Source organism: Paenibacillus cremeus, assembly GCF_007786445.1.
Classification (GTDB): domain Bacteria; phylum Bacillota; class Bacilli; order Paenibacillales; family NBRC-103111; genus Paenibacillus_G; species Paenibacillus_G cremeus.
Map to the genome: position 1 here is coordinate 125,903 of NZ_VNJI01000011.1, position 23,327 is coordinate 149,229.

The following is a 23,327-nucleotide window of genomic DNA, read 5'->3' on the forward strand; positions in this document are numbered from 1 at the left end:
AAACAAAATAAGCAAGTTTGACTAAGAGAGCCAAATTTACAGGTTCTCTTTTTTATATCTAACAAAACAAAAAAACATAGGAGGAATTATAAAATGATTGATGCAAATATCAAAGTAACAGGGCGCTTAAAAGTTGATTTATATCGCGATGGCGTACTTGTACAAGAAGGTCAATGGAGAGACAACGTTGTAACGACAGCAGGTAAAAACTCTCTCGCATCTTTGTTGAACTCTGCAAGCGCAGGTACATCTCTTGTTACTCACATGGGCTTTGGCACATCTGCTACCGCAGTTGCCGCTGGAGATACTGCACTCGGCGCAGAATTAACAATTGGATCAGCAGGATATAACCGTGTTTCTGTAACTCGTTCTAATCCATCTGGTAACGTAATTCAATACCAAGCTACTTTAACTGGAGTAACCTCTACACCTACGATTCAAGAATGCGGCCTTTTCAGTGCTTCCTCTGCTGGCACATTATTCGCTCATCAACTTACAGGAGCAGTAACTTTATCATCCTCTTCTGACAGTCTTCAAATTACATGGCAAGTAACGTTTAGTTAATAGCGTGGCAGAGACTATGTTAAATGGTATTTTATTATTTAAGGGGGTAATTATATGGCAGTAGGTGACGTAACATCGGGATTATCTGCATCCGTAGCAAATAACGGCACAGTTAACATTCAGCCTGCATCAGGTGCGGAATGGGTTGTCCATAACGTGTACTATTCCGGTGCGGTGGAGTTCTACATTGTGAACGGCGCGAACTCCATTAAATTCGATTCAGATACCTCTTTTGGTGCGCGTTTGGGTGCGGTATTCCACGTAAACAACACGCAATATCTGCAAATCAAAAACGTGTCGGGCGGCGCAGTCAATATTGCCTATGACGGCGTTGTAACGAAGTAGGTGAAAATATGAGCGTGAAATGGTTAGGCGATACCCGAGCGAATTATAAAGACCTCGGCGAACTTGTTGCAAGATATGTATTTAATGGTAATAAATCCGTATCAGTCTCTAGTGTTGATACGGTTAATAACATTTTTACAAGTACAGCACATGGTCTTACAAATGGTCAGAGGGTTGCAATATTTCTTAATCAAAATGCAGGCAAGATACATCCCTTTACCGCTTTTCCTACAGGGTTTTCAACGAACAATTCTTATTATTATGTGGTCAATGCTACAACGGATACCTTTCAGGTATCTGCAACATCAGGCGGGGCGGCAAAAACTATAAGTGGTGGAGATATAACCAAGTGGCATTTTGAAGTGATAGGAGCGACTCTAATAAGCATTTCTAATCTTCCACCCGCCCCAAAATATAGATGTATTTTGTATGGCACAACAGCGTCGAATGTTTCGTTAATGCTTTACCCTAGTGCGCCTAACAACTGGAACGATAACAGTTCGATAAGGTACGCAGATAACACATTCGGTAACTGTAGTCTTGGCAGTAGTGCGAATTATTGGAACTATGTAGAAGCGTATTTCGATTCAACTGGAATCGCCAAAGCAAGCTATAAAGGAAAAACAATAACGGCTTCACCGTCGGCGGCGACGTTTACAGGTACAAGTATAACTGACGCTTTTGTATTTACAAACACGACATTCGCTGATTCCTTAATTTCGGGGATTACGTTCAATTGTGGGGAACTAATTGCTAACGGAACGGTAATGGAGGTGTATACGGCATGAAAAGTGCAAACTTCGATGCGCTAACAGGTGAAGTTACTTATGTAGATGCACCCGTGAATACACTATCGCTTTCCGAAGCACAAACACAACAAATTACATTAATTACAAATGATTATCGAAGGGCAACTCAAACTTTTCAATCTTCAGCATTAGGCTCTGTTTTTACTTACTTAGCCGATGACACATCACTAGGTAAATTTAACGCAGAGTATGCTTATGTTAATAGCACTGACTATGACGGACTACCTATTTTATGGTATACCTTGGAACAAGGTGGAGTAAACCATACAAAAGACCAGTTCTGCCAAGTTTGGAAAGACGGAAGGCTGTATCTTCGGGATAAATTCAATAAATGGGATACGCTGGTTAAACAAATTAAATCAAATACCAAGGAATCAGATGTTCCTACAGTAATGGCAATAACGTGGTAAGGGCAGGTGAATAACCCATGCCAATAACAGAGCGAGGCAGGATAGCCACATCCACACTAGACGAACGTGGACGAAGGGTAAACGGTGCGCTAACAGAGCAAGGGCAAGCGGTATTTGGAGCGGGCACAGGCTCATCATACACAAAATCGCTTTCTGATTCAGTTTCTTTTTCCGAAATACTGCTAAAAGGAATAATGCAATCTCAATCTGACTCGCTTTCTTCATCTGATACAATATATAAATTATTGTCATCTATGAAATCAGATTCCTTAACCTTATCCGATGCTATTGCAAAATCAAGCGCATTAACCAAGTCTGATACCATAGTGAGCACAGATACTATAAATAAACGTCTTTCAGTTACGATTATCGATAATTTATCTGCCACTGATACCATTGCCAAACAATCCGGTAAATCATTGTCCGACACAGTAAACAGCTCAGAAAGCACAAGCAGAAATAACTCTAAATCATTTACATTCAACGATTTTATCACTAGTGCTGATGCCATCGCATTGATGCAAGGTAAAGCGATAAATCTGAGTGATTCAATTACTCTCGTAGATACTATTCGCAAGTCATTTTCCATCTCCAAAGCAGATATTGTTTCTACAACAGAGAGCGAGAATGATTTAACCTCTAAACAACTGTTTGACTTGATTTCACAGTCTGACTCTATTGCTGCTTCAAGAGGTAAAGCGGTCAACTTAAGCGATTCTATCGCCATTGTTGATTCAATACGCAAAGCACTTACTTTGACCAGATCAGACAATGTTTTGGCATCCGAAACAGATAGAGCATCAACAAATAAACTCTTATCTGATTTCTTATCACAGACGGATGTATTGACTACTAGCACAGGTAAACTTGTTGTTTTGAGCGATAACATTTCAATTACCGAATCACTGAAAAAAACAATCCAAAAAAGCAAATCTGATTCTGTTGGTATAGCAGAAACATTCTCTAAACAGGCCAGTATGAGCTTGCGCTTGTACGATGTGGTTATTTCTACAGAAGCGTTTACAAAGACTTTGCCAAATGCCCCAACGCTTATCGGAACAATTGAACTTGAGGGTGAGCAAGTTCTTTATGTTCACCTTAGTGGCGAACAAGTTCTTTATGTTTACCTTAGCGGTGAACAAGATTTATACATCAACCTCGAAGGAGGTATAGGAGTGACGAAACAAAACCAAGATTTTGAAATGTTTGCTGGTGAATCAAAATATATAAGCGTTCCTGTAACAATGTCTGCAAATACTGATTTATCTGGTTCAACCATCAAGTGGGCAGTCAAGAAGTCAGTTATAAATGTAAATAATGAAGTATTAAAAATTTCATCTGATGGTGGAATTTCAATTGACCCTGCCACAGGGAAATTTGTAATCAATCTCAATCCTGCGGATACAGAAAACTTATCAGGAAGTTACTATCATGCTGCTGAGTTAATTGATGCAAATGAGCATGTATCTACTTTGTTTACAGGTGTTGCTAAGTTTCATAAAAGTGGGATATAGAGATAAAACATTCGTTTCATAGGATTATTCTTAATAAAAAAACTGCATCTATAAGTATAGGTGCAGTTCATTTTGTTAAGGAATTTTATGTAGTTATACTTTATCTCCAAAATCTTTTTGAATTTGTCTTAGCCGTTCTAGTTTGGCTTGCATTTCAAAATCTGCTTCATTCACAAACAAATGAGATCGCAATCCACCGAAGAATGCGTCATATGCTTCATCATATCCATCAAAACCATACTTGTCGAGAAGCATTCGCTCATATTCGATAACGTGTTGTTCAAGAATGTGCGCAACATAATTACCCAATTTGCGCTTGTCTACATCGGCTAATATCTGCAATTTATTTTTTAATCCTTTATCGAGGACGAATGTAAACCGTTCGTTATTGTCTGCAATAGCCATATAATCAACTCCTGATCAAAAGTTGTACCAAAGTTCTTAACCTTTTAACAACAATATAACATATAACGTTGAACTGTAAAAGTTAAATTATTTCATTATAGAGTGAAAAGTTACGCTTCCAAGTGAAAAAATATTGCTTTTGATGAACTATTGACACAAGGTTCTTAACCTTGTATACTCTGATTATGGGATGGAAATTATTCCAAGAGGAGATGGTTCGGATGGAACTACTATTCACTGAACAATTGGATCGAGCACAGACAAAGCAGCAATTATTATCGTTACTTGAGATTGTATCTGAAGAGAAATGGGTATTCGATTTAATTAAGAATACTTGGCTTGACGATCACGTTGGATTGTTTGTTAACAAGTGGTTTCTAGGTAATATCGATGAGCTACATTGGGATGTAAACAGATTTACAAGCCAATACATAGAAAAAGGCTCAGTGCTGGAACACTGAACCGATGCTGAATGGATTCAATGAAATTATATAATATGTTTATAAAGTTTACAATAGATAGGATATGATTAGCTACCATATCTGACAAGAGGTGAATACACTCCACTCACCTCTTCTGTTGTCTTTTATGTGGTGGAGTAATTAACTAAGGAGTGATTTTTTATGGGTGGAATTAAATGGAATAAAGAGGATGATAATGTTTTAATCGAACTATATAATACGGCAGAACAAGAAGAAATATTAAGTAAGCTATTAATTAAAAGAGGTTGGCCTCAAATCGTTCTAAGAGCAATGAAATTAGGATTACAAAGAAGTAAAGAAGCGAAATATGGTAAACAGACTATGAGTGAAGAGTTTTTGATAAATGAATTAAAAAGGTTTTCCTATAAATATAATAAGACTCCTTATATAAATGGAATGAATAAAGATAAGGAATTTCCAAGTTCAACAGTTTTTGAAGATAGATTTGGAAGTTGGAATAATGCTCTGATTGCTGCTGGATTCGAATTAAATTCTTTGAAAGTTTATGATAAAGAATATTTAATGAAAGAAGCAATTGATTTTTACGAAAAAAATAATAGAAGTCCTTATTATAATGAATTATCATTTTCAAGTAATATTATTAGACATTATTGGCCTTCTTGGAATGAATTTCTTATAGATTGCAATTTACCAATAAATAAAAATTATCACAGTTTAAAAACAAAAGAAGACGGAATTACTTTTTTGAAACAATTTTATGAAGGTAGCAATAAAAAACCAACTAAAAACGATCTTAAGAATCTTGGATTGAATGATTCGTGGTTCGCACTAAAATTTGGCAGTTATAATAAAGCATTATTTGAAGCAGGACTTGTTACAGATGATAAAATAATAACCAAGAATGAAAGAATTGATCGTGCAATATTGGGATTGAAAAATTTATTCAGTGAATTAGGTTATTGTCCAACGGTTCAAGAATATGATGAATATGCAAAAAAACATAAGTTGAGTCGCAGACGAAACTTAGAGGGTTTGCTTGGATTGAATTATAATGATATTTGCTTAAAATACATTGGAGAAGCAAATATCGTCAAACGATCAAAAGAAGAACTAATTGAAATTTTAAATGAATTAAAAAACAAACTAGGTAGAGCGCCTATGACAATAGAAATAAAGGAAAGTGGACTTACTAGTATTAATCAAATACAGCGAGTATTTGGAATGACTTTTAATCAAATCATTCAAGAACTAGGTTGGGCGTTAACTGGTCACGTTTATAGCAATAAATCAAACGAAGAAATGCTTCAAGATTATTTTGAATTATACAATAAACTAAAAAGAATCCCATTAATGGAAGACATTAATAATCAATCCGAGATGGCAAACTATACAACATATAAAAATAAGTTGGGAAGTATTAGAGATATATGTAATTTATTAAACATCGATTATAAAAATGAAATTGTTCTGTATAAATCTGGAGAAGGAAAAATCTGTTTCGACAGAAACGGAGAACAATGTAGATCATACCCAGAAATGGTAATTTCAAATATACTCATTGACAATGAGATAAAATTTATTAAAGAATACCCATATAAAAAGGTAATTCCAAACGATAAGACGAAGAGAAATTTTGATTGGAAATTACAAGAACATGATATCTTCATTGAATACTTTGGGATGTTTAATGAAAAAAGTTTAAAAAATGATTCAAAATTTTCTAAATACACCAAAAAGGCTATTAAAAAAATTAATGACTGTGAAAAAGCGAACATACAATTAATCGCTATTTTGCCAACTGATTTAGATAATAATTATTTTGGGTTAATTGAGAAATTATCAAAATTTCAATTAAAAGTAAAAATTGAAGAGTCTTATGAGAATATTTTTTAATATATAATTATGCACATAGCACCCCTTTTGGATTATAATGGATTAATACATACCATTAATTTTAAAGGGGTTGTTCTGTACATGCATAACCATATAAGGGTTTGTTTTATCCTTTTATTTGTTTTTCTGATTGTTTCAGGTTGTTCAGTTTCCGCAAATGGTATATCTACTTTCAAAGACGATTCAAAAGTTGTTGCTAAAACATTCCATGATTTTATGAGTGGAAATAGTCAAATAACTGATCAACAACAAAGAAAAATTGATTTTTATATGAATCATTTTAAAGAACCTGATAATTTAAATAAATTAAGTGATAATGATAAGCAAATACTTGGTGGATTAACTCAGTTATATGTTGACTTAGAACTGTATAAAGAAGCGGTTAAAGAAAATAATTTAGAAAATAAACAGAAGTATATGAATGAATATAATAAGTATGAGGTTAAAGTTTTTGAATTACTGAACCAATAAAAATTCTTAGGAAGCGATATGATTAATCGCTTCTTTTTTATTTCAAAAAAGGAGTGATTAAAACAATGGCAGATGATTTAAAAATTATTATTCAAGCTAGTCTAGATACATCCACTAAAGCAATTGGTGACTTAAATAATCAGATAAATGAAATAGCTAAAAAAGTATCAGGTTTAAATTTGAATGTTAAAGTTGACTCGCAGAATTTAAATCAACTAACTAATCAAATTGAAATCATTTCTAAGCAGTTGTCTCAAACAAAGAAAATTGAGGTGGTAGACAGTTCATCGATTTCTAATGGTCAAAAACTATACGCCACACTTCAAGAAGTAATGGATGAGTATTCAAAATTAGGTAAAGTAAAAATCACGAATGAAACTCTTAATCCTATTACAAAGGAATTAGAATCATTTTCAATTGCTGTTGAAAACGCAGATAAAAAAATCGAAAAATTAAAATTTGATATGTTAAATGTTGCTAATGGTGATAACATTTCAAAAATGTTTACTCCAACAAAATTAAATCAAGTAAATCCTATTGAATCCAATAATAAAGCACTAGAGAGAATGTTGGATGAAGCCTATAGGATGAACGCTGATTTTGATAAAAAAGCTGAAGCATTAGACAAAATACATTGGCAAGCATTAAGAGATGACCAAGCAAGAGAAGAAGCATTAGACAAAATGCACTATCTTGCTTTACAAAAAAATCGAGAACTTGATTTAAAAGCTCAGGAGCAGGCGAACAAAGATGCAGAAGCATTAGATCGCGCTCATTTTAATGCCATACGTGATAACAATAAACGCATTGAGGATATGGATAAGTTACACTATCTTGCGCTTCAAAAAAACAAAGAATATGATACGAAGCAAACTCAGGAACAACAAAAACTTGGAACTAATACAAGTCTAATAAGTTCTGTGAGTGGTAGCACAAATGTAGCTGGATTTAAACAACTCGCCCAATCAGTTGCAGGGGCAGATGCTGAACTTATAAAAGTTACAACAAGATTAGATAAAACGTTCGGCTCCATTCAAGAAATGAATGTTCGAGTTAAAGAGGGAGAGAAGTATTGGCGCAACTATACTGTTTCTGTTGTTGAAGCAACCGGAGAAGTGTATAAGTTAGATAGAGGGTTAACTACCGCATCTCAAAACTTAACACTAGGCGATAAACTAAAAGAGATGGCTAAGTCTATTCCGTTATGGTTTGGCGGTATGACACTATTTATGTCAGGAATCCATTTTATTGAGGATTTCGCCAAGTCTATTTCCGAAATAGATGCTAAGATGGCAGGTTACGTTCAGACTAATGAGGCATACTTTAACTCTGAACAAAAAATAAATGATGAAACACATAAATTTATACAAACTACTCATGACCTTGGAGCAGAATTAGATAGTGTTTTAGAATCGGCACGCTTGTATGGTCGTATGTATAAGGACGTTAACGTAGTTCAGGAACTCGTAAGGCAATCAACTAAATTATCTACAATTGACCTCGTATCTCTTGGTGATGCAACTAAAGGTATGGAGGCAATTCTTGCTCAGTACCATGTACAATTAAATAACGTAAATGACGCACAGGTAATAGGCAATAATTTACTCGATAAATTTTCTAAGGTAGCACATGATAGCGCAATTCCTGCAAAAGACTTATTGGCTGCTTATGAGCGAATGGGTTCAGTGGCAAACCAAACAGGAGTTAGTGTAGATTTCATGAATGGCTTACTCGCATCAGGTTTTAGAAATACGGCTTTATCAGGTGAAAATTTGGGTAATATGTGGAAAACTGTGCTTGGTAACATCCATACTGATAAAGCGGTTAGTGAGATTGAGCGTTTAGGTGTGGCAACCAAAGAAGTTGTTAATGGTACAGAACAATGGAGAAAAGCCGAAGATATCCTACTTGATTTATCTGTTAAGGTCATTGGCAAAAATGAAGACTTAACAAAGTCGTACGAGGATATTGCAAGAGGGGTATATCAGTACCAGAAGTTAGCAGCTTCCCTCGATCTTGGCTCTATTGTTCAAGGTCAAGCGGCGAGTATAAATAGTGTTGGTAGTACATCGCAGTATTTAGTAACTCAAATGGATACTATCGAAAGAAAATCTAAGCAAGTTCGAGCAACTATGCTTGAACTATTTAATACTGCTGGAGATGACGGTCTTAGAAACTCAATAAAAAGTATACTTGATGTTGTTGATCAATTTTTAATTGGGCTTTCAAAAGTTCCGTCAGGAGTCTATGAAATAATTGGGGTTTTGGGTGGTCTTGGAACTGCTTACCTTGCGTTAAAAAACCCTGTATCTTCTTTAATTACCGCAATTGGTGTGTTGACTACTTCAAACGTAACAAATACTACTACTACAACGGCACAAACAGTTGCAACCGAAGCATCAACTGTTGCAACTACTGCCAAAACCGTTGCTACTGAAGGTGCAACAGTAGCTGTGAATACAATGACAGCGGCAGAAGCTAGATCGGCTGTTACATTAGCTGCTGCGACAGCAGGTGCATCCATCTTGGTTGGAGTACTGGCTGCTTACGTCATGAATGCAGGGGAAGCAACAAAAGCCGAGAAAAATTTGAATGATGAGCGAGATAAATCTATTTCTGCACAAGAACAGCAATACATGCAAGCAGAAAAACAGATTCAAGTTATTCCACAATGGGTTAATCTCCATAATGAATTAACTAAAGCGTTGGAAAGTGGTACATTATCTGCTGAAGGTCAAACAAAGGCTAAAAATGATTTAGATAAAGTATCAAAAGCACTTGCTGATACAATTGGTCAAGAAGGATTTGCTCAATTACAAGCAGCACAATTTACTGATCAGGCTACGCAACAAATTATCCAATCATTAATTAAGCGTAAGGCAGCATTAAAACAATCTATGCTTGATACTTTAAATGAAGATTCCTCAAGTTTAAGTGATAGAGAATTGTCTGCTTTACAAAAAAGAAATGAAGCAAATAGAGAACTCGATAAATTAAATGGACAATCCGATGATGCTCCCTTTGGTGACTTGGCTGGTACAGGTGCTCTTAATGCAATTAATAGAAAGAAAAATATTGACAAATTTAAAAAGCAACAAGAAGAGGCAAACAAAGAATTAGATGATATTAAACGCAAAAATCAAGAAATCGAAGATAAAAAAATAACTGTAACAGCAGACTTAATTAATTTAAATAATTTAAATGGAGAAAGCGGAAAGACACAGGGAGAAACGACCAAGGACATCAAAGCGAATTTCGATAATCAAATGGCAGACTTCCGTCATTTGGTGAACATGAAGGCTCAAGGTTATACGGATGCAGTACAACAACTTGATAAACTAAATCAAATACGTGATCAATTTGCCGACAAACTTTCGGATAAAGACCTTTATGGAATCGATGAAGAAATTCAACGTGCTAAGGATGGCATTGGTTTAAAAGCAAAAGGTTATCCAGCAGGTTCTTCATCGGTTACTGCACCATCAATCCCAACTGTTGAAGACGTGTCCCTACAAAAAGAATCACTTCAACTTGCCAAATCAGCATATGAGGTTACGAAACAAAATATCGATTTACTTGATAAAAAAGCAAAAAATTATGAGAAGGAAAAGAATTATTCTGATGCAATTAAGACAACAAACGACCTGCTTATTGCACAGAAACAAGCCCTTGTTGACTTGGATACAGCTAAGAATAACGTATCGAAAGATGCAGATTCAATAAGAAACGATCCTCGCTTCTCTTCTTTAGGTAATAAGTTTAGTCAAGATGGTAAATCGTTTGATGCTTGGTTTGACTCCCAAGGCAATGCCTCAAAAGAGTATCTGGATTACATACAAAAACTTCAAACTGAGCAATATAACCTGCTGAATGGTAAAGATAAATTATCTAAATCAGAAGAAAAAGAAAACAAACAGTTAGCCGAGCAAATAAAAACTGCAAAGCAAGTTTTTGACGCTCTTCAGGTTCAGAAAAAAGGTTATGTTGAGTTAACAAAAGAGCAAGATGCTTTGAGGGAATCCACAAACGCAACAAACATTTCCTTGGAGCAGTTAGCATTTGATAACTCTAAAAATTGGATTACTGAACAAAAAACTTTAGGCTTGCTTCCACTTCAAGATGAAGAGGCAGCTTGGAAACGTGTCGCAGAAGCTCATCAAGATAACGCTAAAATGCGTATAGAGGCCGAGAAAGAAATCAAACGTGTCCATGATGAAACTGTTAAAGCGGAACTTGCCGATATTGACAAACAAATCCAAGCCTCTAAAGATTTGGATGGAGTATATGATAAAACTTCTTCCAGTTACAGAGACCATTTAACAGATGAAATCAATCTTATCAAACAAAAAAATGATGTTCTCAACAATGAAACTGAACAAATCTTAAAGAGTAATACTTTAACCGATCTACAAATAGCACAACTTGCAAATTACAACAAAATCTTAGCGGATAACCAAAAAGCAATCCACGAAGATGAATCTAAAAAGATGCAAAGTGTCATTGATGAGCAGAATACTCATCTTAAAAACCTTGACGCTCAAATCCAAGCATCCGATACTCGTCTTAAAATGTACGAAGAAGGTTCTAAGAATAATAAGCAACTCGATGTACAGAAATACGATCAAGAATTACTTAATAACATCGATATCATTAAACAACGTATCGCAGCAGAAAAGCAACATGAGCAAACAATCCGTGACCAAATGACTACAGTTGGTTTAACTGAATCAGAATGGAAAAGTCTTAATGATCAATTGAGAACATCTATTGATACTCAGATAAAGCTGACTCAATCTATCCAAGATGCTAACGATAAATTAAAAACTCAGTTGAACAATGTTGCCGACCAAGTTATTGCGGTATATAAAAAGTTTTATGACACTCAAAAGAAACTATCTACGGATTCAATCACAGCAGAGAAAAAAGCACTTGACGATCAGCATCAAGACTTAGTTAAAAATCTTGACACAGAAATTAAAAAGTATGAAGAACGTTATAAAGCTCAAGTTAGACAGATTGATGAAGTTACCGCTACTGAGGATTACAATCAACAGTTAAAGAAACTTCAAGATGAAGCAGCGACATACACCAAGCAACTCAACGCGATGCAAATGGATGATAGCACTGATGCAAAAGCAAAACGTGTAGAATTGCAAACCCAATTAGCGACTAAAACGGATGAGATTAACAAGCTAACTCGTGATAGAGAAAAAACGTTACGTAAACAAAGTTTACAAGATGAACTTGATGCGAAGAAGCAGGAGTTAACGGCACAAAAGGATTCAAGCACATTTGCTATTGATCAATTGAATCAGCAATACCAACAAACTCACCAATATCAGCAGATGACTTATCAAGATGCTGTAGACTATCTTGATAAACAAAAAACTGCATCTGAACAATATTATAGTGACTTAGTTAACAATGAAGAAAAGTTTACCCAAATCCGTAACCAAATTCTTCAAGGTAATTTTGCACAGGTTCAGAGTGACTTTGCTCAATTTAGTAGTTTTCTACAATCCAATTCGCAAGCTATTGGTCAGAATATTTCCAGTAGCATATTAAGTACGATGAATTCATTAACTACAACAATGAATACTATCTCGATGGTAATGGGGAATAACTTATCAATATTACAATCCAAACTTGGTGCTGTTGGAACTGGTGTCACAAGTCAAGTTACTACCGCTGTCGAAGGTCTACTCACTAAACTTAAAGAACTTGACCAATTGAAATTCACTGGATTAACTAATTCATTGTCTCAAGTTGACCAAAAGTTTAAAGATATGATGATTAGTGCAATGCAAGCCAATGCTGCTGCTTATAACATGACTAGTGACGCAAATCAGCAAAAATCATTGCACGATAAGAACGTTGCATTGGGCAGTATCCTTGGACTCACTTATGATCCAAGTGGTGTGTGGAAAGATGCCCAAGGAAATATTGTGGTTAATGCGATGAATGGCAATACAACGCCACCTTACATACCACCCACGCCTACTTACAATCCTACACCATCCTACAATAGTGGCGGTGGTTCTTATAGCGAGAATGTAGGTGGAACAACTTATACTTCTGATCGTCCCACTATTTATAATGGTGGTGGCGAAGGTTCTCCAATGGGTTGGATTGGGGACACGCCTATTTACCATACAGGAGGCGAAGTTGGTAAACCTGCATTAGCCCCTGATGAAATGCCAGCGATTCTTAAACTTGGCGAATATGTTTATACGGAAGCAATGCAATCGAAACTAAGAGAAATCATTTCAAGACCAATAAACTTTCTGAGTAAAATTGCAAATAGTCTACCAAGTATGTCTATGCCTAATTTAGCAACAGCATCTCCTTCTGCTGGTGGAAACAAGACATTTAATATGAGTGTTAACATTGGGACGGTCACAGGAGATAAAAAAGGTGTAGATTTCTTCATGAATGAAGTGAGGAAAGAAGTAAATAAACTTGGTGGAGATTTTGATTTTGTGTAAGAAAAATGTGAGGGAGCAGTTTATCTGCTTCCTTTTTCTTTTGTTCAAAAGAGAGGTGAATATTTTTGACAATTAAATCAAGCCTTTATTTTATGTTTAATGGGATCAATTCTCAGGACATGGGGATTCTGAATGTTAATGTTTCTCAAGGAATGTATGAAGAACCATTCTTGGCATCTCGAACAATTCATGAAGTGAAAATTCGAGGAAACGATAAGCCTTATTATCAATATACGGAACTTTCACCTATTGAATTTAGCGTATCATTTGCTCTACAGGATAGTTTTGACCAAACTAAATTAAGACAAATTGCTCGTTGGCTAAATGTATCTTATTTCTGTCCTCTCGTCTTTAGCGATGATCCAGATAAGATTTACTTTGCAATGCCTGTGAATGATTCGAGTCTAATTCACACAGGAACAAATGGATATATCAATCTAAAATTTAGGACGAACGCGCCTTATGCCTATAGTCCATCCTACACGCAAACTTACGATTTCTCATCCAATGTCGCAGGTGGAACGCTATTTCAATTTACCAACAATGGTGATTTATCAGTATTCCCTAAACTATATATCCAAAAGGTTGGTGATGGGGATATTTCAATCTTCAATTACAGCAACGGTGGGATTGAATTTAAGTTTACTGGACTTTTGAATGGTGAGAATCTATTCGTGGATTCTACTCGTCAGTATATTTCAACCGATCAAAATAACTTATATAGATATAGCAATTTTAATAATAACTGGCTTGAACTACTTTATGGAGTAAACAATTTAAATGTTGTAGGCAACTGCAAATTGAAATTTGTATGGGAGTATCGCATTTTACAGTGATACGACAGATTAACAATATTCTAATAGGGAGGGAATTAAATGGCGTTACTTGATACAATTGATTTATCTCAAAAAGTTCGCAATCTCGATATCTTCCTTGCAAGACCTGATATGACAATTGTGGGGATTTTAAAAGAGGCTTACAATAAAGATTTACATCTACAATTAAATTCTATACACGAGTTAAAGTTTGAGATGCCAGTTTATCTTGAAATTGATCATCAATTACAACTGAATCCAAATGCACAAACAATCAGAGAAGGACATCTGCTCAAAGCGGTTGTAGGAACTGATTATCGGTGGTTTATCATTACCAAGATAACAAAAGTGATGGATCAAGATAAAGATATATACCAAATTGATGCTTTTTCTCTTGGATATGAATTAAAGAGAAAAAGAATACATAAATACAAGGTGGATTCCGTATCTTGTTCTCAAGCAATTTCTGATATAGTCGCAGGTACTAATTGGAACGTGGGAAGTATTGAGAGTAGCATATCCGCAAAAGTACGTTCATTTGATATGGTTGGTAGAACTGGATTAGATGCAATCTTAGAAGTTGCTGCTGCGTTTGATGTTTTAATGGTGTTAGATGAAATTAATCGCTTAGTCAATTTAGTTGCAGCGGAGAACATTGGAACAGATAAAGGATTGAGATTCACTCTAGGCCATTATTTGCGTGGTGTAAATTATGAAATTAATATGGATGATATGTGTACTCGCTTGAAGGTATACGGTAAAAACGACATCTCCATTCAGGATCAAAATCCGAACGGTCAATCTTACATCGAGGACTACAGCCGTTTCCTCTCTCCGTTCGCTCGTGATGCACAAAAAAATGTAATCACTCACTCAGATTACATGTCTGATTCTTTAGCAAATGCAATCTTGGACTACAATGATTTGATCACTTTAAATAAGACTACATATAGCAACTATCTAGCTTCTCTAGCAACTTATCAAAGTACATTAACAACACAGCAGAATGACATGTTTAATCTAACTGTTCAAAAAACTCAGGTACTTGATACGTTGGCACTTCTACAGGATGCTAAAAATGTTGCTAGTTATACTAATACTTACAATGGTTCTACTTTAACATATACAACACCATTGAATAATTTTTACAGTTACGCTATATTGTGTAAAGTTTCAAGTGCGACTAATTTAACTGTTAAACTTGATAATGTTACAAAAACAATAACAGCAAACACTTGGACGGTACTTGGTAAATTAGGTAATGGTGCAACAACAACTTCTGTTCAGTTTAGCGGAACAGCTACTAATGTAACGGTTAACATTGTTGTTGTGAGCATTCTTAACTCTGAATACACGGCTACTGGTAATGAATCGGCAATCATTACGAAATATTGCTTAGACTATACTCAGAATCTGATTAACCTGAAACAAGTAGATATTAATACTACTAATAATAACATCACAACTGTTAACAATAATATTGCGACTTTAAGAAATACTTTATCCTATGCAAATAACTTTACTTCTGCTCAATTAACAGAATTACAATCATTCGTTATTGAAAAGGAACTTGTAGAATCTAATTATTCTGATTCTAAATCTCTATACGACTATGCTACATCTAAAATATTAGAGATTAATGTTCCACAGTTGATTGTTAAAATTGATATCGTAAACTTCTTGCAGTGTATAGAAGAACAATGGAATTGGGATAAACTTGTGTTAGGCGATTTAGTTACAATTCTATATGAGCCAATGAACATTGACATTAATGCGAAAATATCTGAAATTCAATATAACTTTGAATCAGGCGAGATTCAGTTAACAATTTCAAACGCAAAAATAGCAAGACATACTAGACATAAATACATTAAATATATTTACAATACTGCAAATAACGTAATGGAGTTGAATAACAAACGTTACAATTGGGATTTAATTGGTCAAAACTTTGACAGTAGAAATGATCGTAAATCAACTGTTCCTGCTGATCCAGTTGTGGCTAGTGATGGTACAGCAATTACATCGATATTAAACGATGATGGTTCTGCTGATATTCATTTTAATTGGAGCTATACGGCATATAATGCAGCAACACCTAACGGAGACCAATATGACATTGATGGATTTATTGTTTATGTTCGCTCACTTGGAATAAATGAAAATTATACATTCGGCTCCAATCTTGCAAGTGAAAAGACATATACCTATCAAGCAGATAAACGTTCTGCTATTGTAACTGGCTTAGTTCCGAACCGATATTACACGTTTGGAGTTCAAGCATATCGTCATGTTGATCCTGATATTAATTCTAATGGAATTTTAACATCCAATGTGATCAAGTCTACAGCGGTAAACCAAGACCCATATCAACCTTCGGGAACCGTAAATGTTAACGGAAATTTAACAGGTACTAATGCACAGGTAAATGGAACACCTGTTGCCAGTATTACAACGGCTACATCTAATTTTGGAAATCGGAATAATCGAAATTCGACTACTCCTACAACTCCAACTATTGCTAATGATGCTACAGCAATTTCTATTCAGACAAATGATGATGGTTCAGTTGACATTACATTTGATTGGAATTACACAAACGGTACAGGTAATACCAATCCAGCAACTATTGATGGATTTTACGTTTATACTTATTCGTCAAGTTCTTCGTCTGCTTATACAATTGGTACGTCTTCGTCGTTGGAACATGTACTTGTTGTGAAGTACGACCAAAGATCAGTTACACTTTATGGGGTTTCACCAACAAAATATTACACATTTGGGGTAAGAGCGTATAGAGTGGTTGATGCTGATATTAATCCAAATGGTGTATTGGTCAGTGCGATTGTACAGCCATCTTATGCTTCGTATAATCCATTTAAGCCAAGTTCAGTTGTCAATATCAATGGTAATGTTACTGGCACTAATGCACAAATCAATGGTACTGCCGCATCTACTGTTGTAACAAATGCAGGAAACGGTAATATTGCTTACAGTGGCACATCAAACACAATCAGAAATAGTAACCCAATTGTAAATTTGCCAACTGTTACAGGGACTCCATTTAGTATTTTTAATAATCCAGATGGTTCGGCAGATATTACAGTTACTTGGGCATATACAGAAAGTAGTACTTCACCTATAAATGGTTTTGGGATTATAGTTTATAGTAGCGGGAGTTCTACTGCTCATACTCCTTCAATAACTGATACTGTATATTATGTTGATAAAGCTTCAACGACATTTACACTTTATGGTATCAATCCGACGAATTACTTTACATTCGGATTGTTCGCATATCGAAGTGTCGATACATCTGTTACCTCATCAGGAATCATTAGATCAAACTTTACAACAGTTAATCCTTCAGGGAACCCATTGCAAATTTCAACTGGTGTTACTGTGACAGCATCCATTAGTGGCATTAGTACAATTAATGGTGTTTCAGCGTCTACAGTTACAACTAACGCTGGAAATGGTAATACCGCATATAGTCAAACATCAAACACTATTAGAAATAGTAATGCTATAACCAATGTTCCAGTAGCGGGGACTACTCCTATTAGTGTTACAACAAATCCTGATTCAAGCGTTGATATCACAATAAATTGGACTTATACAGAATCAAGTACAAGCCCTATAAATGGTTTTGGGATTGCTGTATATGCTAATACTTCTTCAACAACACATACACCTAGTTTAAGCGATACTATTTACTATGCAGATAAATCCACAACAAATTTCACTATCTATGGAGCGAATCCAACAACTTATTATACATTTGGTATTTTTGCATATCGAATTGTTGATACATCAATAAATAGTGGTGGAATAATAAGATCGACTATTACGATTATCAATTCCGGTGGAACTGCTTATCAACCAGCCACTAGCGCAAACTTTACAGGTAGTGTAAATGGAGTAGGGGCATCGGTTGTAAGTAACGCTACAACCAATTTCAACAATCGTAATGATCGTATGGCTGATATTCCTGCTACAGCAACAGGTTTAACATTAGCAAACAATTTAAACACAGATGGTTCTGCTGACATTGTATTTTCATGGGCATTTAGTGGTACTGATAACGCTCATAATATTGATGGTTTTCAGGTGTATGTATATTCTTCAACTACAAATGCAACATATACAATTGGAACATCTCCATCTTTAGAGAGAATTTATCATTTACCACCTAATCAAACATCGTTTGTTTTGTATGGGGTAACTCCAGACAGATACTATACTTTTGGTGTTCGTGCGGTTAGAATGGTCGATCATGATATTTGGTCATCGGTTGCAGTTGCGAATCAAATAACAGGTGATGGAATTGTTGGTGCAATAGCTACCGCTACGCCCAATCCATATCAACCTTCGACAACTCCAAACTTCACTGGTAATGTAGGAGGTACTAGTGCTGGAACGATTAGTACAGCAACAACCAATTTTAACAGTAGAAATGACAGGTTATCAGATATCCCTGCGATTCCAACTGGATTAACAGTCAATAGTGTATTAAATGCGAACGGTTCTGCTGATCTTGCCTTCTCATGGACGTTTAGCGGTTCAGATAATCAGCATAACATCGATGGATTTATGGTTAGTATCTATACTCAATCATCCAATATCGCCTACACATTCGGAACAAGCGTAAGTGCAGAAAAGACGATAACTCTTGATTCAAGTAAAACATCCTATATCTTACATGGGGTGTCTCCAAGTTCATATTATACATTTGGGGTAAGAGCGTTTCGCGTAGTTGACCATGATGTATGGAATACGGTAGCAGCACAATACCAAAAAACAGGTGACATGATAGTTGGTTCTATTGCTACATATTCCCCTAACCCTTATCAACCTTCGTCAAGTCCGAATTATACAGGTAATATTAATGGGACAAGTGCTTCAACAATTGCTTATAATTCAACTACAAGCAATATCAACCTGTTACAAAATGGAGGGTCAGAGATTTGTACTGGTCGATTTGGAGCAAATATCCCTGATGGATGGTTAACTTGGCAACCAAGTACATTATGTACCTTCACACGCAGAGTAAATGATTCATCTTGGACGATATCTGGAAATTCGTCATTTGAAATAAATTATTCGGGTACTGCTACTACAAATACCAATGGTGCTTATTTCCAAGATTATACCAGAGTTAGTGCAGGAGAAACATATACTCTTTCTGCATTGTTAGAAGCACACAGATGTAGTGGCTGGATTAGATTTGAGTACTATGATTCTTCAAATACCATGATTGGTTCTGATAATAGTACATCGATTACAAATATTAGTACGCCAACCACAATGACACTAACTAAAACGTTGCCAACAAATTGTACAAAACTAAGATGTTTATTATGGAAAGATGTACAAATGGCAAGCCAAACAAGTAGTTATCTCTTTGCTGATACCGTAAAACTTGAAAAAGGAAGTTTTGCTACTCCATATGTTGAAATTGGAAATTCTGACGCAATTAACAATGCTACGAAAACTTCGTCAACAGTTATAATTGCTGATGGTTCTACAACTTTAAATCCATTGAGGGCAGACTATGTAGTTCCAGCAGGAGCAACCAATGCACAGGATACAATTAATACCGCTATTAATGCATTGCCTGCGAGTGGTGGAAAAATCGTACTACTTGAAGGAACATATAATGTTAATGGCGCAATTAATTTAAAAAGCAATGTTTCACTTGAGGGGCAAGGTACTGGAACGGTAATTAAAAGGCCAACTGGAGTTACGCCAGTCTTTTATTGTATTAGCGCCATCGGTTGTTCGAATATCTCTCTAGAATCTTTCTGTGTAGATGGAAGCAATTACGCTATTTCAAACGGTGGGAATAACGGTGCGGTCTATTGCGGAAGCTCTACGAGTGGAATTAAGATCAACAATCTAACCGTACAAAACTGGAAGAACTCGGGCGTTGGATTTACCGGAGTTTATGGAATTCGAGTGCAGAGTTGTAGCAATCTCTCAATTACAAATTGCACTTTTACTGGTAATAATACTTGTCCAAATATACTTGTTCTTGATACAAACAATTCTACCATAGATAAAAATACGATATCTGCCTCATCATCTAATGGAATATACTATAATGGTACAGTTGATGCTTACAACATTTCCATTACTAATAATAAAATATCTTCATGTTCGGTTGGCATATGGTTTGATATTAGTACTGGAATCAAAACCTATAACTCGCTAATAAATAACAACATTATCACTTCTATGACTCAACAGGGAATAAAATCGTTTAATGGATATTACACGACAATAAGTGGAAACATCATTGACACCGCTTCGGTTGGGATCGATGCTTCCGATAGTACTTCAACTTTCATTACTAATAATATCGTTAGAAACACCAGTGATAATGGAATAAATTATGTTCAAATTAATAACGGGAATGTTTCTAATAATGTATTAAATGGATGTCAAACTAGTTCATTATCAGCCTGCTTGAATGTAGTCGGAAGCTATAATACTATCCAAAGCAATACTATAAGGTTAAATGGTAATACTGCTGGCTACGCTATCAGAGTAGGTTCAGGTACGGGCAATTATGTAACAAATAATGATTGCATTAATGGCTATGCCACAAGCGCGTTATCTGATTCTGGAACAAGCACAAATATTGGCTCTGGCAATAGAGTCTAGTTGTATGGTGGTGACAAAAATGAGAGTAAGATCAGAAGATGGTAAGCCAGTTTTTGCAACACATGTTATTTCAGTTACTCAATATGAGTCAATAGATAATGACTCCATAAAGTTTAGACTGGAAGATGGTAATCAAATTGTCTGTTACAGTGCAGAAGAATATGCACACTTTGATGAGTATTTTACAGGTAAAGGTATAAGTTTCACAGTTGAAAAACTCACAAACAATATTGTAGTTCCATATCCAGACTACAAATATTCGAGTCGAAGTGAAATCATTGATCATCTTCAAAATGGAATCGTGCCTGAAGGATTGCAATTGCATTTAGAGAGAAAGCAAAATATTGAGAATATCAGTTTGCTTTCTGTGGCTACAGAGGTTGATTTGGAATCAACCAAACGAGAGGTAGATGCAAAAAATAAAATTAGTGTTGGTGAAATTACATCAACTAATTTTAGCCAATTGAGTCAGGACGAACAGGATACGGTTAAGTTAGTTTTATTTAAAGAGTATTCACCTGCTCCTTTAGATCAAGCAAAAGCTTTATCGGCTGTTGAATTTGCCTTGGTTAGCTTGGCGAAAATCCTGAATAAATCCATTGATCGAACGAAGCTAACTCAATCTGAGTTGGATTTTTTTGATGCTTTGGTAGGAACTTTTAATCTTAATGATATGCCTATTGATGATACGACTGATTGGAGATATCAATATTTGCATAAGCAATTTGAATCGACACAGGCGAATAGGCAGGAGTATTTTAATAAGAAGTTAAATGTCATTGGGAAAGTTTAAAGTTAATGAAACATAGGTTTTATGAGGATTTCATATCTGAAAACAAGAGAATAAGTGAGTAATATTGAGATTGAGGGAGATTGCATTTTGCAATTCTCCTTCTTTTTGTTGTGCAAATTTTAGGGGAGATGGTGTGATGTACATTTATTCAATGAAAACTGCTGCTTACTTGATGATGAGAAATTTCGTACTACAGGGAATGGAGAAGTCAAGGGAGAGCAATAGAAATGTTTTCATTTTTAATGACTCAGATGACTTGATGAATGCCATCGAAGATTACAAGCAAAACAAGGATCGAATTATGGACTGTCTGAAAAGATAGTCTTTTTAATTTTAACAACAAATATAAAAACAACAAATAAGGAGATGCTTTAAATGCTGATATTGCCACAAATGGTTGAAGTTAAATGGAGTGGTAAGATAAAAACACATTTTATCGAAAAAGGATACGAGTTCACAAAATTATTTGATGAATTCTCGGTTTATATTCTTGACTTACCAAGGGGGAGTTCAAAGGAGATCGAGTTAATTTGTGATTATTGCTTAGAGGACGGAATCGTTTTAGCCTTTTCGAGGCCATATTGTCATTTCGTACAATCTAGAGAAATATCGAATAAAGACTGCTGTAGAAAATGCTCTAGCAAAAAAGTTGCAGAGAATACATTAGCCAAGTACGGTGTAAAGAATGTAAATCAACTTGATGAAATAAAAGAGAAGAAGAAACACATCAATTTGGAAAGATACGGCGTTGAGCATTACACGCAAACAGAAGATTACAAAGAAAAGGTAAAGAAAACAAATATAGAAAAATACGGTGTACCATATCACATACAAAGCATAGAAGTAAGAAATAGAATATCGAAAAGTAATATCGACAAATATGGAGTAGAGAATGTATTTGCAAACAAAGAGATCATAGGGAAGATAAAAGAAAGTAATTTGAAGAATCACGGGTTTGATAATCCCATGAAGAATCCAGAAATCGTTCAAAAACTAGCCAACTCAAATATTGAGAAATATGGAGTGGCAGTTCCTCTCGCAGAGGACGCTAATGTTAAAAACAAAGCAAAGCATACAATTATCCAAAGGTATGGTGTTGATAACTACTCAAAGACAGAGGAGTATATTGAAAAAGTAAAAGCAACAAATCAGAGAATTCGAGGGGTAGACTTTCCTACTCAATCTGGGGAAGTTATGACGAAAGTGTCTAATAGTTTTTATAAAAATGGCACAGGAAAAACTTCTAAACAACAGATTTATCTAAATAATTTATTTGGTGGGAAATTGAATTATTCAAAAGACTTAAAAGCAATGCTGGATATCGCGTTCCCCGAAGAAAAGATATATGTCGAATATGACGGTGGAGGCCACTGGCTTTCAGTTGCAATGGGACAAATATCGATTGAAGATTTTAATAAAAAAGAATTACGCAGAAGTTTTGCCTTATTAAGAGAGGGATGGAAGGAAATTAGGATCATCTCCAAAAGCGATTTACTACCTCTGGATAGCAAACTATTAGAAATGCTTTCAATCGCTAAAAAATATTTAAGTACGGGCAGACATTTTATTAAATTTGATATAGATGAAAATAAAATAGTAACTAGTCAATACGAAGTAAATTTTGATTTTGGTAGACTCAGAAAAATAAAAGAAAAAGATTGTATTCAAGAAGCCGATAACATTCAGGCTTCTTTTTCATTTTAAAGGAGGAAGA

General features: G+C 35.2%; 15 protein-coding genes. 14 read left to right on the top strand and 1 reads right to left on the bottom strand.

Annotation, left to right across the window (positions count from 1 at the left end; genetic code table 11):
- Positions 1–93 precede the first annotated feature (93 nt).
- Genes FPZ49_RS11370 through FPZ49_RS11390 form a run of 5 tightly spaced genes read left to right on the top strand, consistent with a single transcriptional unit; the run spans position 94 to position 3,642 of the window.
- Positions 94–564, top strand: a complete 471-nt coding sequence (locus FPZ49_RS11370) for a hypothetical protein (RefSeq protein ID WP_144846614.1) — start codon at positions 94–96, stop codon at positions 562–564.
- 54 nt (positions 565–618) lie between these two features.
- Positions 619–909, top strand: coding sequence for a hypothetical protein (locus FPZ49_RS11375; protein WP_144846615.1), 291 nt, complete (start codon positions 619–621; stop codon positions 907–909).
- 8 nt (positions 910–917) lie between these two features.
- Positions 918–1,697 (top strand): hypothetical protein, encoded by a 780-nt coding sequence (locus FPZ49_RS11380; RefSeq protein ID WP_186445772.1) that lies wholly within the window; start codon positions 918–920, stop codon positions 1,695–1,697.
- Positions 1,694–2,128 carry a hypothetical protein gene (locus FPZ49_RS11385; RefSeq protein WP_144846619.1) on the top strand — a complete coding sequence of 145 codons (435 nt, stop codon included), beginning with the start codon at positions 1,694–1,696 and terminating at the stop codon, positions 2,126–2,128. Before FPZ49_RS11380 ends, FPZ49_RS11385 begins: the two co-directional genes overlap by 4 nt.
- 17 nt (positions 2,129–2,145) lie before the next feature.
- On the top strand, positions 2,146–3,642 hold the full coding sequence (locus FPZ49_RS11390; protein ID WP_144846621.1) for a hypothetical protein: 1,497 nt from the start codon (positions 2,146–2,148) through the stop codon (positions 3,640–3,642).
- 93 nt (positions 3,643–3,735) lie between these two features.
- Here the strand turns inward: FPZ49_RS11390 and FPZ49_RS11395 are convergent, their stop codons facing one another.
- Positions 3,736–4,047, bottom strand: coding sequence for a hypothetical protein (locus FPZ49_RS11395; protein ID WP_144846623.1), 312 nt, complete (start codon positions 4,045–4,047; stop codon positions 3,736–3,738).
- A gap of 221 nt (positions 4,048–4,268) precedes the next feature.
- Between FPZ49_RS11395 and FPZ49_RS11400 the strand changes: the two genes are divergently transcribed.
- The 9 genes from FPZ49_RS11400 to FPZ49_RS11435 all read left to right on the top strand — a co-directional run bounded on the left by FPZ49_RS11400 (position 4,269) and on the right by FPZ49_RS11435 (position 23,317).
- Positions 4,269–4,508 (top strand): hypothetical protein, encoded by a 240-nt coding sequence (locus FPZ49_RS11400; RefSeq protein ID WP_144846625.1) that lies wholly within the window; start codon positions 4,269–4,271, stop codon positions 4,506–4,508.
- 162 nt (positions 4,509–4,670) lie between these two features.
- Positions 4,671–6,383: a homing endonuclease associated repeat-containing protein gene (locus FPZ49_RS11405; RefSeq protein WP_144846627.1), complete on the top strand. Its 1,713-nt coding sequence runs from the start codon at positions 4,671–4,673 to the stop codon at positions 6,381–6,383.
- Positions 6,384–6,464: 81 nt separating this feature from the next.
- Complete coding sequence (locus FPZ49_RS11410; RefSeq protein WP_144846629.1) at positions 6,465–6,854, top strand: hypothetical protein; 390 nt, start codon at positions 6,465–6,467, stop codon at positions 6,852–6,854.
- Positions 6,855–6,919: 65 nt separating this feature from the next.
- On the top strand, positions 6,920–13,339 hold the full coding sequence (locus tag FPZ49_RS11415; protein WP_144846631.1) for a hypothetical protein: 6,420 nt from the start codon (positions 6,920–6,922) through the stop codon (positions 13,337–13,339).
- Positions 13,340–13,404: 65 nt separating this feature from the next.
- On the top strand, positions 13,405–14,175 hold the full coding sequence (locus FPZ49_RS11420) for a distal tail protein Dit (protein WP_144846633.1): 771 nt from the start codon (positions 13,405–13,407) through the stop codon (positions 14,173–14,175).
- A 39-nt stretch (positions 14,176–14,214) separates the two neighbouring features.
- Positions 14,215–20,820: a phage tail spike protein gene (locus FPZ49_RS11425; RefSeq protein WP_144846635.1), complete on the top strand. Its 6,606-nt coding sequence runs from the start codon at positions 14,215–14,217 to the stop codon at positions 20,818–20,820.
- Between the two features lie 19 nt (positions 20,821–20,839).
- Positions 20,840–21,613 carry a hypothetical protein gene (locus FPZ49_RS11430; protein WP_144846637.1) on the top strand — a complete coding sequence of 258 codons (774 nt, stop codon included), beginning with the start codon at positions 20,840–20,842 and terminating at the stop codon, positions 21,611–21,613.
- Between the two features lie 151 nt (positions 21,614–21,764).
- On the top strand, positions 21,765–21,935 hold the full coding sequence (locus tag FPZ49_RS37460) for a DUF5659 domain-containing protein (RefSeq protein WP_391563814.1): 171 nt from the start codon (positions 21,765–21,767) through the stop codon (positions 21,933–21,935).
- Positions 21,936–21,988: 53 nt separating this feature from the next.
- Positions 21,989–23,317 (top strand): DUF7487 domain-containing protein, encoded by a 1,329-nt coding sequence (locus tag FPZ49_RS11435; RefSeq protein WP_144846639.1) that lies wholly within the window; start codon positions 21,989–21,991, stop codon positions 23,315–23,317.
- The last annotated feature ends 10 nt before the right edge of the window (positions 23,318–23,327 follow it).

Coding starts and splice junctions, on each gene's coding strand:
- FPZ49_RS11370 (WP_144846614.1), top strand. CDS start 94: ATGATTGATGCAAATATCAAAGTAACAGGGCGCTTAAAAGTTGATTTA.
- FPZ49_RS11375 (WP_144846615.1), top strand. CDS start 619: ATGGCAGTAGGTGACGTAACATCGGGATTATCTGCATCCGTAGCAAAT.
- FPZ49_RS11380 (WP_186445772.1), top strand. CDS start 918: ATGAGCGTGAAATGGTTAGGCGATACCCGAGCGAATTATAAAGACCTC.
- FPZ49_RS11385 (WP_144846619.1), top strand. CDS start 1,694: ATGAAAAGTGCAAACTTCGATGCGCTAACAGGTGAAGTTACTTATGTA.
- FPZ49_RS11390 (WP_144846621.1), top strand. CDS start 2,146: ATGCCAATAACAGAGCGAGGCAGGATAGCCACATCCACACTAGACGAA.
- FPZ49_RS11395 (WP_144846623.1), bottom strand. CDS start 4,047: ATGGCTATTGCAGACAATAACGAACGGTTTACATTCGTCCTCGATAAA.
- FPZ49_RS11400 (WP_144846625.1), top strand. CDS start 4,269: ATGGAACTACTATTCACTGAACAATTGGATCGAGCACAGACAAAGCAG.
- FPZ49_RS11405 (WP_144846627.1), top strand. CDS start 4,671: ATGGGTGGAATTAAATGGAATAAAGAGGATGATAATGTTTTAATCGAA.
- FPZ49_RS11410 (WP_144846629.1), top strand. CDS start 6,465: ATGCATAACCATATAAGGGTTTGTTTTATCCTTTTATTTGTTTTTCTG.
- FPZ49_RS11415 (WP_144846631.1), top strand. CDS start 6,920: ATGGCAGATGATTTAAAAATTATTATTCAAGCTAGTCTAGATACATCC.
- FPZ49_RS11425 (WP_144846635.1), top strand. CDS start 14,215: ATGGCGTTACTTGATACAATTGATTTATCTCAAAAAGTTCGCAATCTC.
- FPZ49_RS11430 (WP_144846637.1), top strand. CDS start 20,840: ATGAGAGTAAGATCAGAAGATGGTAAGCCAGTTTTTGCAACACATGTT.
- FPZ49_RS37460 (WP_391563814.1), top strand. CDS start 21,765: ATGAAAACTGCTGCTTACTTGATGATGAGAAATTTCGTACTACAGGGA.
- FPZ49_RS11435 (WP_144846639.1), top strand. CDS start 21,989: ATGCTGATATTGCCACAAATGGTTGAAGTTAAATGGAGTGGTAAGATA.